A 14,113-nucleotide genomic window follows, 5' to 3' on the forward strand; every position below is an offset into this window, starting at 1 on the left:
GGTTACATTCCGAACCCGGAAGCTAAGCCTCACAGCGCCGATGGTACTGCAGGGGGGACCCTGTGGGAGAGTAGGACGCCGCCGAACTATTATTAGAAGAGCTGGTCCCTGAACTTCGGTTCAGGGACCAGCTCTTTTTTGTTTTGTGTCACTTGCCGTTCACGTTCCGCAGCCAACATCCATAGTCATGGGGACAGTTGGCATGTTGCGAGCCGCAGGTGTCGGTGCAGGTGACGAGGTCATCGTGCCGGCGTACGGAAACGTCGAGATCGCCGAGGCCGTGGTCCTGGCAGGGGCCGTGCCCGTATTCGCGGACATAGATCGGGCGTCGTACTGCCTCGATCCTGATGCGGTGGCCGCCGCCGTGACCTCCCGTACGGCCGCTGTGGCCGTCGTGCACCGCTTCGGGCACCCGGCTGACGTAAGGCGGCTCCGGGACGTCGGGACGCGGCACGGCATTCTCGTACTGGAGCAGGGAGAGTCGGACGCACCGTACGACGAGCGTGCGCAGCGGCGGGCCCACGCGGCCTACCTCAGCGGGCGGCTCGGCGGTGTGATCACCCCGGACGGCGTGGAGGGGCACAGCTATCAGCAGTACGTCGTGCGGGTGCCAGGCAATGGGCGGCCGGACCGGGACGCGTTCGCGCGTGCCGTGCGGGCCAAGGGAATTGACTGCCGGGTGCCCGTGAAGACACCCGTTCACCGCACGCCCAAGTTCTGGCGGGACGTCTATCTGCCCGAGACCGAGCGTGCCGCGGACGACACCCTGACGCTGCCGGTCGATGCGTCGATGTCGCGGCGCGAGCTGCAGCGTGTGGTGTCCGCCTGCAACGCGCTCGGCGGGCTTCTCCAGCCGGCATTCTGAGAGCCGCGTGCGCTAAGGCGCCTCTGTGGTGTGGGACTTGAAGAACTCCCACATCAGGTCTGTCGCGTTGATTCCCGCGGTGGGGTCGGACATGCTGCCGCCCGCGCCACCCGGCCAGGAGTGGCCCATGTCGGGCAGCCGGTAGACGACCACGTCTGAGCCGTCGCGGCACTTGGTTGTTGTTTTTTTGATCTTCTTCTTTAGTTTCTCGGGTTGGCCCGTCTTGCACGACAGGCGTTTCTGCCAGGCCGTGATGCCTTCGTCCATCCCTGCGTAGTGCTCGTCGAGGCCGCCGATGAAGGTGATCACGGAGGCAGGGGTTTTCGGCATGTACGAGTCGTCTGCCGAGTCGGGGCCGAGGTAGCCGCCGCTGATCGTGGCCGCGGCCGCGCCGTCGGCCGGATACGGGTGCATGGCGATGACCAGCGGGAGCTTTTCCGAACGGGTGTAGCCGGGTGGGGCGTGCACCGTGTAGACGCGCTTCTTGCCCTTCCAGGTGAGCGTGACCTTATGGATGTTCCACGTCGGGTCGGCATGGGCGCAGAGTGGCAGTGGCGGTGCGGGCGGTCCAGAGGAACGGCCGGTTCGAGGCACCTTCGATTTCAGGTATGATCTATTCCGTTGCCAAGCGGGAAACCGCGAAGCGCAACAGGCCCCTATAGCTCAGTCGGTAGAGCGTCTCCATGGTAAGGAGAAGGTCTGCGGTTCGATTCCGCATGGGGGCTCAGCGAGCAAGACGGGAAAGTCCCCGCCCAGTTGGGCGGGGACTTTTTTTGTATCCCGGGGGGCCCAAGGCCCCCCGGTGCCAGATCGTCAGTCCTTCTGGATGTCGGGGACGCGCATCGCCAGGATCGCCATGTCGTCCGACGGGGCGTCCGTCGCGAACCGCTCGACCGCGCGCATGATGCGGGCCGCGACCGCGCCCGCGGTGAGGCCCGTGCACGTGGTGAGAACGTCCGCGAGGCCGTCGTCGCCGAGCATGCGGGTGCCTTCGCGGCGCTCGGTGACCCCGTCCGTCACACAGAGCAGGACGTCGCCCGGATCGAGCGTCATCGTCTGTTCGTAGAGCTCCAGGTCGTCCATGACGCCGAGGAGCGGTTGCGGCTCCGCGTACGGCTCGACAGTGCCGTCCTGGCGCAGGCGGAGCGGGAGCGGGTGGCCGGCGCAGACGATCTTCAGGACGGCCGAGCCGTCCTCCTGCGGCCACAACTCCCCGTAGAGGAGGGTGAGGAAGCGGCTGCGGGCGCCTTCGTCGAGGATCGCGGCGTTCAGGCGTTCCAGGACGGCGGGGCCGCCGAAGCCCTCGCGGGCGAGGAGGCGCAGGGCGTGGCGGGCCAGGCCGGTGACCGCGGCTGCCTCCGGGCCCGTGCCGCAGACGTCGCCGATCGCGAAACCGTACGCGCCGTCGCGGATGGGGAAGAGGTCGTAGAAGTCGCCGCCGACTTCGTTCCCCTCGCCGGCCGCGCGGTAGATGACGTCGACCTCGACGCCCGGGATCTGCGGGAGTCCCGGCGGCAGCAGGCTGCGCTGGAGGGACTGGCTGATCGCCATGCGCTCCGAGTACAGGCGGGCGTTGTCCAGGGCGAGGGCCGCTCGGCGGGACAGATCTTCGGCCAGTTCCAGGATCTCTTGGCGGAAGTGTTCGTCGGAGGGCTTGCCCAGCGTGAGCATGCCGATGACGCGGTTTCGGGCGACCAGGGGCAGGACGACCGTCTCGCCGCCCACCGCCGATGCCGTGGAGAGCGTTGTGCCGATGCCCGAGCCCAGGCTCAGGGGCTCGCCGAGGCCGAGGCTGCGCATGGAGGTGCGCAGGGCGGCCTGGTGGGCGGCCTCCGAGGGGGCGGCCCAGACGCGGGCTCCCGGGGTCGGCACGGGGTCGGGAGGGGCGATCTTGGAGAGGAGTGCCTTCAGGCCGTCGATGCGCTCCTCGTCCTCATGGAGGACGTACGAGAGATAGGGCTCGGACGACTGGTCGGCGATCGTGTAGACCGCGCACCAGGTGGCGAGGGTCGGGACCGTCATCTGGGCCATGAGCGCCAGGGTCTGGTCACGGTCCAGGGTGCCCGCGAGGAGGTCCGATGCCTCGACGAGGAAGGAGAGCGAGCCGCGGCGCAGGCGCTCCAGCTCGCCGAGGCGCGCCGACTCGACGGCGAGGGCGATGCGGTCGGCGGCGAACTGGAGGCGCAGGGCCTCTTCGTTGGAGTACCGGTCGGGGGCCTCGGCGGCGACGCCCAGGGAGCCGGTGAGACGCCCCTCGACCTTCAGCGGGACCGTGACGACCGAGCGCATGCCCGTGCCGCTGAGGAGCGGTACGGCGCCGGGGACGACCGTGAGGTCCTCGTGGACGGCCGGCATGCGGGCGGAGCCGTAGCGACCGGGTCCTGCCTCCACGGGGACGCGGGCGAAGCGCTGGCGGGCCGAGGGGAGGCCTGTGGAGGCGCGTACCTCCAGCTCCGTCTCGTCGTCCGTGGCGAGGAGCAGGAAGGCGGCGTCGCCGTCGAGCATGTCGCGGGCGCGCTCGACCGTGCGCTGGAGCAGACCGTCGAGGTCGTCCGGCGCGGGGGAGCCGATGAAGACCTCGAAGGGGTCGGCGGTGTGCGACTCGGTGAGCGCCCCGGGCTCGGGGGCGGGGCCGCGCAGCGGGGTCTGCAGGACGGCACGCTCGTCGTCGCGGACGAGCAGGCAGACCGTGGAGGGTTCGCCGTCGGTGTCGCGCACGCGCAGATGTGAGGCGTAGACGGGGGTCACGCGGCCGTCGGAGCCGCGGATGCCGTAACTGCCCTCCCAGCGGGAGAGTTGGAGCGCTTCCACGATGCCGGTGCTGGTGCCCGGGGTGTGCGGCCAGGCGGCGAAGTCGGTGAGCGGTTTGCCGATGACCTGCTCGGCGACGTACCCGAAGAGCTCTTCGGCGTCTTCGTTCCAGGCGGAGATCGCGCCGATGCGGTCGATCTGCACGACGGCCACGCGGACCCTGCCGTCGGTGAGCGGGAGCAGTTCGGCGGGGAGGGCGGGTCCCGCGGCTCGGGTGCCCACCGAGCGGTCGGGGAGGTCGAGTTGGAACCAGACCAGTTTCTGGGTGGGGGTGTAGTCGACGCCCCAGCGGGTGGCGAGCGCCGCGCACAGCTGGAGGCCGCGGCCGCCCTCGCGGTCAGGGTTGCCCATGTTCACGGCGGCCTGCTGGAGCGGGATCTCGCGTTCCGGATAGTGGTCGGAGACCTCGATGCGTACGGCGTCCTCGCTGCGCAGGCAGAGGACGTCGGCGGCGGTCCCGGCGTGCACCACGGCATTGGTGACGAGTTCACTGGTGAGGACGACGGCGTCGTCGACGATGTCCGTGAACCCCCAGCCCTGGAGGGTGTCGCGGACAAAGGAGCGGGCCGTCGCGACGGAACGCCCGACGGGGTCGAAAGTCGCAGCCGCGCGCGCGGTGATCACAGAACTCCTCGTACGAGTATCGACGCCCAAGTCTCCCACCATGGTGCGGCCGCCCCTCCGATGCCCGCTTGTACGTGTGCCACCGCCCAGGCCGGGCAGGACCGGGGTGGTTGGACAGCCGGATGCCAGGTTACTTACCTTCGCCGTCCATGCTGATGCCGGTCGTCAGTGTTTCCGCCCGGAGGGTGTGCGGACGGTGTGCGAAGCTGCCGAACTGTTATGGCCTGGTTCAGCCATGGTGAAACACTGGGCAAGCTTCTTGGAGAGAGCCCAGGTAACCCGAGCAGTACGGTCGACCCTTGCGGGAGGGACACAGTGGAGTCTGGCGCAGCGACGCGGGGCACTAAAACGCGTGCGAAAGACGGACAGTCCCAGAGCAAACAGCGCAAACCGCGCCACGGGGCGACCACGTCGGTGGACGCAGCGGCCCTGAACAGGTTGCTCGCGGCGCTGGTGGCGATGCGGGACGGAAACTTCCGCAAGCGGCTCACGGTGTCCGGTGACGACGTCATGTCCGAGATCGCCGCCGTCTTCAACGAGGTGGCCGACCGCAATCTGCACCTGACCGGAGAGATCTCCCGGGTCCGGCGGATGGTCGGACGTGAGGGGAAGCTCACGGAGCGCCTGGAGACCGGCGCGAGCGAGGGCTCGTGGGCGGCGGCGATCGACGCGTCGAACGCGCTGGTCGATGACCTCGTACGCCCCGTCTCCGAGGTCGGGCGGGTGCTCTCCGCGGTCGCCGAGGGCGACCTGGAGCAGCGGATGGAGCTGCGGGCCCAGGTGGACGAGGGGAACGGCCATCCGCTGCGCGGAGAGTTCCTGAAGGTCGGCCGGACGGTCAACAACCTCGTCGACCAGCTCTCGACGTTCACCGACGAGGTCACGCGGGTGGCCAGCGAGGTGGGCACCGAGGGCAAGCTGGGCGGTCAGGCGCGGGTGCGCGGAATGTCCGGTTCGTGGAAGGATCTCACGGATTCGGTGAACACCATGGCGTACCGGCTCACCGCGCAGGTGCGTGACATTGCTCTCGTCACGACGGCGGTCGCCAAGGGTGACTTGTCCCGGAAGGTGACGGTCCACGTCGCCGGCGAGATGCTGGAGCTGAAGAACACCGTCAACACGATGGTGGACCAGCTCTCGTCCTTCTCCTCCGAGGTGACCCGCGTCGCGCGCGAGGTCGGCACGGAAGGCGAGCTCGGCGGCCAGGCGCAGGTGCCGGGTGTGGCGGGCGTGTGGAAGGACCTCACCGATTCGGTGAATCTTATGGCCGGCAATCTCACCGCCCAGGTGCGGGGGATCGCCCAGGTCACGACGGCCGTCGCGAACGGCGATCTGTCCCAGAAGGTGACGGTCAGCGCACGCGGCGAGGTCGCGCAACTCGCCGAGACGATCAACCAGATGACCGAGACGCTGCGTACGTTCGCGGACGAGGTCACCCGCGTGGCGAACGAGGTCGGCGCGGAGGGGCAGCTCGGCGGTCAGGCGAATGTGCCGGGCGCGGCGGGGACGTGGAAGGACCTCACCGACTCGGTGAACACGGTCTTCCGGAACCTCACCACCCAGGTGCGGGACATCGCGACGGTGACGACGGCGGTCGCCAACGGTGATCTCTCGCAGAAGGTCACGGTCGACGTCGCGGGCGAGATGCTCGAGCTGAAGAACACCGTGAACACGATGGTGGACCAGCTCTCCGCCTTCGGTGCCGAAGTGACGCGTGTGGCGCGCGAGATCGGCGTAGAAGGTGAGCTCGGTGGCCAGGCGCAGGTGCAGGGCGCGGCCGGCACGTGGAAGGACCTGACGGACTCGGTCAACACCGCTTTCCGCAACCTCACGGGCCAGGTGCGCAACATCGCGCAGGTCACGACGGCGGTCGCCAACGGCGACCTGTCGCAGAAGGTCACCGTCGACGTCTCCGGCGAGATGCTTCAACTGAAGAACACCGTCAACACGATGGTGGACCAGCTGTCGTCCTTCGCCGATCAGGTCACGCGGATGGCGCGCGACGTGGGTACGGAGGGCCGCCTCGGCGGCCAGGCCCGCGTGGACGGTGTCAGCGGCACCTGGAAGGAACTCACCGACTCCGTCAACTTCATGGCGGGGAACCTGACGTCGCAGGTACGTCAGATCGCCCAGGTCACCACTGCGGTGGCCCGCGGCGACCTCTCCCAGAAGATCGACGTGGACGCGCGCGGCGAGATCCTGGAGCTGAAGAACACCATCAACACGATGGTCGACCAGCTCTCCGCCTTCGCCGACCAGGTGACCCGGGTGGCCCGAGAGGTGGGCACGGAGGGCCGCCTCGGCGGGCAGGCGCAGGTGCCCGGCGTGGCCGGTGTGTGGCGCGATCTGACCGACTCCGTGAACGGCATGGCCGGCAACCTCACCGCCCAGGTGCGCAACATCGCGCAGGTGGCGACCGCGGTGGCCCGCGGTGACCTCTCCCAGAAGATCGACGTGGACGCGCGCGGCGAGATCTTGGAGCTGAAGAACACCCTCAACACGATGGTGGACCAGCTCTCGGCCTTCGCCGAGCAGGTGACGCGGGTGGCCCGTGAGGTGGGCACCGACGGCATCCTGGGCGGTCAGGCCGAGGTGCAGGGGGTCTCCGGCACCTGGAAGGACCTCACGCAGTCCGTGAACGGCATGGCGAACAACCTGACCCTTCAGGTCCGCAACATCGCCGAGGTCACGACGGCCGTCGCCATGGGCGACCTCTCCAAGAAGATCACCGTCGACGCGAAGGGCGAGATCCTCGAGCTCGTCACCACCGTGAACACGATGGTCGACCAGCTCTCCAACTTCGCCGAGCAGGTCAACCGCGTGGCCCGTGAGGTGGGCACCGAGGGCAATCTGGGTGGTCAGGCGCGGGTTCCGGGCGTCACAGGCACCTGGAAGGACCTCAGCGACAACGTCAACCTGATGGCGAACAACCTGACCGGTCAGGTGCGCAACATCTCCCAGGTCGCGGCGGCGGTCGCCAACGGAGACCTGACCAAGAAGGTCACCGTCGAGGCGCGCGGCGAGGTCGCGCAGCTCGCCGACACCGTCAACACCATGGTGAAGACGCTGAGTTCGTTCGCGGACGAGGTGACCCGGGTGGCCCGCGAGGTGGGCACGGACGGCATCCTCGGCGGTCAGGCCCGGGTGCCCGGAGTCTCGGGCACGTGGAAGGACCTGACGGAGTCCGTGAACGGCATGGCCTCCAACCTCACCGGCCAGGTCCGCAACATCGCGATGGTCACCACCGCGATCGCCAAGGGCGACCTGACGAAGAAGATCGACATCGACGCCCGGGGCGAGATCCTCGAACTCAAGACCACCATCAACACGATGGTCGACCAGCTGTCGTCCTTCGCCGAGCAGGTCACGCGCGTGGCCCGCGAGGTGGGTACGGAAGGGCAGTTGGGCGGTCAGGCGCGGGTGCGGGACGTCGACGGCACTTGGCGTGACCTCACCGAGTCCGTGAACGAGATGGCCGGAAACCTGACGCGTCAGGTGCGTGCCATCGCCGAGGTCGCCACCGCGGTGACGCGCGGCGACCTGAACCTGAAGATCGACGTGGATGCCGCGGGCGAGATCCAGGTCCTCCAGGACAACATCAACTCGATGATCGCCAACCTCCGCGACACGACCCTCGCCAACAAGGAGCAGGACTGGCTCAAGGGCAACCTCGCCCGCATCTCCGGTCTGATGCAGGGCCGCCGGGACCTCGCGGACGTCGCCTCGCTGATCATGAGCGAGCTGACGCCGGTGGTCTCCGCGCAGCACGGCGCGTTCTTCCTGGCGCTGCCCACGGAGGACGCCCCGGAGCCGGGCGCCGAGCAGGGTGACGCGTACGAGCTGCGCATGATGGGCAGTTACGGCTACTCCATGGGCTCCATGCCGACGTCCTTCCGGCCCGGCGAGACGCTGATCGGTACGGCGGCGCAGGAGCGGCGCACGATCCTCGTGGAGAACGCGCCGTCCGGCTATCTGCGGATCGCGTCCGGACTCGGTGAGGCGCCGCCCGCGCAGGTGATCGTCCTTCCGGTGCTCTTCGAGGGGACCGTCCTCGGCGTGATCGAGCTGGCCGCTTTCCAGCCGTTCACGCAGATCCAGAAGGACTTCCTCAGCCAGATCGCCGAGATGATCGCGACGAGCGTCAACACCATCAGCGTCAACACCAAGACCGAAGTGCTGCTCAAGCAGTCGCAGGAGCTCACCGAGCAACTGCGCGAGCGCTCGGCGGAGTTGGAGAACCGGCAGAAGGCGCTGCAGGACTCCAACGCCGAACTGGAGGAGAAGGCCGAGCTGCTCGCCCAGCAGAACCGCGACATCGAGGTCAAGAACACCGAGATCGAAGAGGCCAGGCAGGTCCTCGAGGAGCGCGCCGAACAGCTCGCGGTCTCCATGCGGTACAAGTCCGAGTTCCTGGCGAACATGTCGCACGAGCTGCGTACGCCGCTCAACTCCCTGCTGATCCTGGCCAAGTTGCTCGCCGACAACGCCGACGCCAACCTCACCCCCAAGCAGGTGGAGTTCGCCGAGACGATCCACGGCGCGGGCTCGGACCTGCTGCAGCTCATCAACGACATCCTCGACCTGTCGAAGGTCGAGGCGGGCAAGATGGACGTCTCCCCGACACGCATCGCCCTGGTGCAACTCGTGGACTACGTAGAGGCCACTTTCCGGCCGCTGACCGCCGAGAAGGGGCTCGACTTCTCCGTACGGGTGTCTCCGGAGCTGCCCGCCACGCTCCACACGGACGAGCAGCGACTCCTCCAGGTGCTGCGCAACCTCCTGTCCAACGCGGTGAAGTTCACCGACTCCGGAGCGGTCGAGCTGGTGATCCGGCACGCGAACGCCGATGTGCCCAACGCCATCCGTGAACAGCTCCTGGAGGCGGGTTCGCTGCGGGACGCGGACGCGGATCTGATCGCGTTCTCGGTCAGCGACACCGGCATCGGTATCGCGGGCAGCAAGATGCGGGTGATCTTCGAGGCGTTCAAGCAGGCCGACGGAACGACGAGCAGGAAGTACGGCGGCACGGGGCTCGGGCTCTCCATCAGCCGGGAGATCGCACGTCTCCTGGGCGGCGAGATCCACGCGGCGAGCGAACCGGGCCGCGGTTCGACGTTCACGCTCTATTTGCCGCTGCACCCGAGCGAACTGCCGCCCCAGGGTTACTCGCAGCTGTCACCGCTGCCGGGCACGGTCGCGAGGCCCGCCCTGGAGGAGGGCGCGTCCACGGCCGAGCAGCCCGCGCAGAGCGAGGATGTCACGCCGCCGCGGCTGGACGCGACGCCGGATTCCGGCACGCTCTTCAGGCGCCGGCGCCGTGCCGCACACGCCTCTTCGGAGCAGCCGCCGGTGCTGCCGGGGCAGGGTGTCGCCGAGCCTCAGGAGCAGCGCTCGCAGGAGCAGTGGCCGACCCCGGGGCAGCAGGAGGCGGCCGAGGCGCGGCCGGGCCACCAGTTCGGCGGCGAGAAGGTGCTCATCGTCGACGACGACATCCGTAACGTGTTCGCGCTCACCAGCGTCCTGGAGCAGCACGGGCTCTCGGTGCTGTACGCGGAGAACGGCCGCGAGGGCATCGAAGTCCTGGAACAGCACGACGACGTGACGGTCGTCCTGATGGACATCATGATGCCGGAGATGGACGGGTACGCGACGACGACGGCGATCCGCAGGATGCCGCAGTTCGCCGGGCTGCCGATCATCGCGCTGACCGCGAAGGCCATGAAGGGCGACCGGGAGAAGGCCATCGACTCCGGGGCGTCCGATTACGTTACGAAGCCGGTCGACCCGGATCATCTGCTCTCGGTGATGGAGCAGTGGATGCGCGGGGAGTGACCGAGAAGAGGCTTCATTACGCGGAGTTGCTGACAGAGTGTGTTTGAGCCCGTGTAGAAGCGCGGTATTCGGGGAACCTTCTGGTCTCCCACTGCGTTTCTGCTACGTGCACAGTGACATCGCGGTGACAGGGTGTGGCGACAGGCGGGGTGCGGCTACCATGACCGGCACAAGGACGGACGGCGTAAGGGAGTCGTCCCCTGGGGCGGCGCCCGGTGTACCGCCGGGGCGAGGAGGGCGGGCCATGGTGCAGAAGGCCAAGATCCTCCTGGTCGATGACCGGCCGGAGAATCTGCTGGCGCTGGAGGCCATCCTCTCTGCGCTCGATCAGACCCTGGTACGGGCATCGTCCGGGGAGGAAGCGCTCAAAGCACTACTCACGGACGACTTCGCGGTCATTCTGCTGGACGTCCAGATGCCAGGCATGGACGGTTTCGAAACCGCCGCGCACATCAAGCGGCGAGAACGGACCCGGGACATCCCGATCATCTTCCTCACCGCCATCAACCACGGCCCGCACCACACGTTCCGCGGGTACGCGGCCGGTGCGGTGGACTACATCTCCAAGCCTTTCGATCCGTGGGTGCTGCGCGCGAAGGTCTCGGTGTTCGTCGAGCTGTACATGAAGAACTGCCAACTGCGGGAGCAGGCAGCGCTGCTGCGGCTCCAGCTGGAGGGCGGCGGCAAGTCCGCGGCGGGTGACGCGAAGGAGCCCGCGGGGCTGCTCGCCGAGCTTTCCGCACGCCTGGCGGCCGTCGAGGAACAGGCCGAGGCGCTCTCGAAGCAACTGGACGACGACTCGGCGGATGCCGCCGCGGTCGCCACCGCGGCCCATCTCGAACGCAAACTCACCGGCCTCCGGCGGGCTCTTGACGCCTTGGAGCCAGGCACCGGAAGCGGTGCGCCTTCGGTGTCCTCGCAGAGTTGATCCGACGCGGCGGCGGTGAACATCCGTCAGTTCACCGCCTCCGCAAGGGCGACACAAACGGGTGAAGCAGTAGGCACACGTGTCCGCAGTGGCCTCCACCGGTAACCTCAGACCCATGGCCTCACGTCCGTCCGCAGCCAAGAAGACGCCCGCGAAGAAGGCGGCCGCGCCCACAAAGGCTCCGGTGAAGAAGGCCGTCGCCAAGAAGCCGCCCGCCAGGAAGGCTCCGGCGAAGAAGGCGCCCGCCAAGAAAGCCGTGGCGAAGAAGCCCGTACCCAAGCCGGCGCCCAGTCCCACGGGCGGCGTGTACCGCCTCGCGCGCGCCCTGTGGCTCGGTCTCGCGCACAGCGTGGGCGCGCTGTTCCGCGGCATAGGGCGCGGCGCCAAGGGACTCGACCCGGCCCATCGCAAGGACGGCGTCGCGCTCCTGCTGCTCGGCATCGCGCTGATCGTCGCCGCGGGCACCTGGTCGAATCTGCGCGGTCCCGTCGGGGATCTCGTCGAGATGCTGGTGACCGGCGCGTTCGGCCGCCTCGACCTGCTCCTTCCGATACTGCTCGCGGTCATCGGCGTACGCCTCATCAGGCACCCCGAGAAGCCCGAGGCGAACGGCCGCATCGTGATCGGTCTGTCCGCGCTCGTGATCGGCGTGCTCGGCCAGGTGCACATCGCCTGCGGTTCGCCCGCCCGCGCGGATGGCATGGCGGCCATAAGGGACGCGGGTGGACTCATCGGCTGGGCCATGTCGACGCCGCTGATCTTCACCATGGGCGAGGTCCTCGCCGTACCGCTGCTCGTCCTGCTCACCGTCTTCGGGCTGCTCGTGGTCACGGCGACGCCCGTCAACGCCATCCCGCAGCGGCTGCGGCTGCTCGGCATCAAGCTCGGCATCGTCCAGCCGGCGCCCGAAGAGGTGCAGGATGACTACGCGGACGACGAGCGCTACGAGGAACAGTGGCGCGAGGCGCTGCCCGCTCGCTCACGCAGGCGCGCCGAGGCCCCTGAGGCGTACTCCGCGGATCAGGCGGAGGAGGAGGCCCTCACCCGGCGCCGCAGGCCCCGCAGGGCCGCACAGCCCTCTCTGGACCGCCCGATGGACGCGGTGGACGTGGCTGCCGCCGCGGCCGCCGCGCTGGACGGTGCCGTGCTGCACGGCATGCCGCCCTCGCCGCTGGTCGCCGACCTGACGCAAGGGGTCACCGGGGAGCGCGACGAGCGGCCCGAGGAGCCCGAACAGTCCGAGCAGTCCGCTGAGGGCTCCGCGAACTCCGCTCCGGTGCCGACCGGGCGCGCCAAGGACGGCCCGCCCCCCGGCGTGCTCCGCAAGAAGCCGGGGGAGTCGCGTGACACCTCGGCCTCCGGCGTGAAGGACCTGACGAAGGCCGCCCCGGAACAGCCGCGGGACCTCCCGCCGCGGGCCGAGCAGCTGCAGCTGGCCGGCGACATCACGTACTCCTTGCCCGCGCTCGACCTGCTGGAGCGCGGCGGCCCCGGCAAGACCCGCAGCGCCGCGAACGACGCGGTCGTGGCCTCGCTCAGCAACGTCTTCAGCGAGTTCAAGGTCGACGCGGACGTCACCGGCTTCACGCGCGGCCCGACCGTCACGCGGTACGAGATCGAGCTCGGCCCGGCCGTGAAGGTCGAGAAGATCACGGCCCTGGCCAAGAACATCGCGTACGCGGTCGCCAGCCCCGACGTCCGCATCATCAGCCCCATCCCCGGCAAGTCCGCGGTCGGCATCGAGATCCCGAACACCGACCGTGAGATGGTCAACGTCGGCGACGTGCTCCGTCTGGCGGACGCGGCCGAGGACGACCACCCCATGCTGGTGGCGCTCGGCAAGGACGTCGAGGGCGGCTACGTCATGGCCAACATGGCGAAGATGCCGCACATCCTGGTCGCCGGAGCCACCGGCTCCGGTAAGTCCTCGTGCATCAACTGTCTGATCACGTCGATCATGATGCGGGCGACCCCCGAGGACGTACGGATGGTCCTCGTCGACCCCAAGCGCGTCGAGCTCACCGCGTACGAGGGCATCCCGCACCTGATCACGCCGATCATCACCAACCCCAAGCGGGCCGCCGAGGCGCTCCAGTGGGTCGTACGCGAGATGGACCTGCGCTACGACGACCTGGCGGCGTTCGGCTACCGGCACATCGACGACTTCAACCAGGCCGTCCGCGAGGGCAAGCTCAAGACGCCCGAGGGCAGTGAGCGTGAGCTCAGCCCGTACCCGTACCTCCTGGTGATCGTCGATGAGCTCGCCGACCTGATGATGGTCGCCCCGCGCGACGTCGAGGACTCGATCGTGCGCATCACGCAGCTCGCCCGTGCGGCGGGCATCCATCTGGTGCTCGCCACGCAGCGGCCGTCCGTGGACGTCGTGACCGGTCTGATCAAGGCGAATGTGCCCTCGCGGCTCGCCTTCGCGACCTCGTCGCTCGCCGACAGCCGGGTCATCCTCGACCAGCCGGGTGCCGAGAAGCTGATCGGCAAGGGTGACGGGCTCTTCCTGCCGATGGGCGCAAACAAGCCCACCCGTATGCAGGGCGCTTTCGTCACCGAGGACGAGATCCACGCGGTCGTCCAGCACTGCAAGGACCAGATGGCGCCCGTCTTCCGGGAGGACGTCACCGTCTCCACCAAGCAGAAGAAGGAGATCGACGAGGACATCGGCGACGATCTCGATCTGCTCTGCCAGGCCGCTGAGCTGGTCGTTTCCACTCAGTTCGGCTCCACGTCGATGCTCCAGCGCAAGCTGCGCGTCGGTTTCGCGAAGGCCGGACGGCTCATGGACCTCATGGAGTCGCGCGGCATCGTGGGTCCCAGCGAAGGCTCAAAGGCTCGTGACGTTCTTGTGAAACCCGATGAGCTGGATGGCGTGCTGGCCGTGATCCGCGGGGAGGCTCACCCATAAGGGAGCGGCAGGCAACCGTTTCTCTTCGGCATACGTCAAGTTGAGCGGAGGGAAAGCACCATGGTCCACCGCCCCCACCATCAGGATGTCCGGCCATTCCGATGGCGTACAAAGTCCGTCGCCCAGTTGCCCCACC

The 14,113-nt window shown here is 68.5% G+C and carries 6 protein-coding genes, 1 tRNA gene and 1 rRNA gene; 6 read left to right on the top strand and 2 right to left on the bottom strand.

What is annotated here, in order from left to right:
* Positions 1-87, top strand: a 5S ribosomal RNA gene (gene rrf, locus ACZ5U5_RS28665); the annotation flags it as partial.
* A 115-nt stretch (positions 88-202) separates the two neighbouring features.
* On the top strand, positions 203-865 hold the full coding sequence (locus ACZ5U5_RS28670; protein WP_469027144.1) for a DegT/DnrJ/EryC1/StrS family aminotransferase: 663 nt from the start codon (positions 203-205) through the stop codon (positions 863-865).
* A gap of 12 nt (positions 866-877) precedes the next feature.
* Here the strand turns inward: ACZ5U5_RS28670 and ACZ5U5_RS28675 are convergent, their stop codons facing one another.
* A complete protein-coding gene (locus tag ACZ5U5_RS28675) occupies positions 878-1,459 on the bottom strand; it encodes an alpha/beta hydrolase family protein (RefSeq protein WP_469027147.1) in 582 nt (193 codons plus the stop codon).
* Positions 1,460-1,517: 58 nt separating this feature from the next.
* Here ACZ5U5_RS28675 and ACZ5U5_RS28680 point away from each other — a divergent pair.
* A tRNA-Thr gene (locus ACZ5U5_RS28680) sits at positions 1,518-1,590 on the top strand.
* Between the two features lie 88 nt (positions 1,591-1,678).
* Here ACZ5U5_RS28680 and ACZ5U5_RS28685 read toward each other — a convergent pair.
* Positions 1,679-4,342, bottom strand: coding sequence for a SpoIIE family protein phosphatase (locus tag ACZ5U5_RS28685; RefSeq protein WP_469027149.1), 2,664 nt, complete (start codon positions 4,340-4,342; stop codon positions 1,679-1,681).
* Between the two features lie 273 nt (positions 4,343-4,615).
* Between ACZ5U5_RS28685 and ACZ5U5_RS28690 the strand changes: the two genes are divergently transcribed.
* From ACZ5U5_RS28690 to ACZ5U5_RS28700, 3 genes are all read left to right on the top strand, one after another.
* Positions 4,616-10,132 (top strand): HAMP domain-containing protein, encoded by a 5,517-nt coding sequence (locus tag ACZ5U5_RS28690; protein WP_469027151.1) that lies wholly within the window; start codon positions 4,616-4,618, stop codon positions 10,130-10,132.
* A gap of 244 nt (positions 10,133-10,376) precedes the next feature.
* A complete protein-coding gene (locus ACZ5U5_RS28695) occupies positions 10,377-11,060 on the top strand; it encodes a response regulator (protein WP_160507566.1) in 684 nt (227 codons plus the stop codon).
* Between the two features lie 115 nt (positions 11,061-11,175).
* Positions 11,176-13,977, top strand: coding sequence for a DNA translocase FtsK (locus ACZ5U5_RS28700; RefSeq protein ID WP_469027155.1), 2,802 nt, complete (start codon positions 11,176-11,178; stop codon positions 13,975-13,977).
* The last annotated feature ends 136 nt before the right edge of the window (positions 13,978-14,113 follow it).

It is taken from the genome of Streptomyces sp. NPDC033177 (assembly GCF_055577715.1).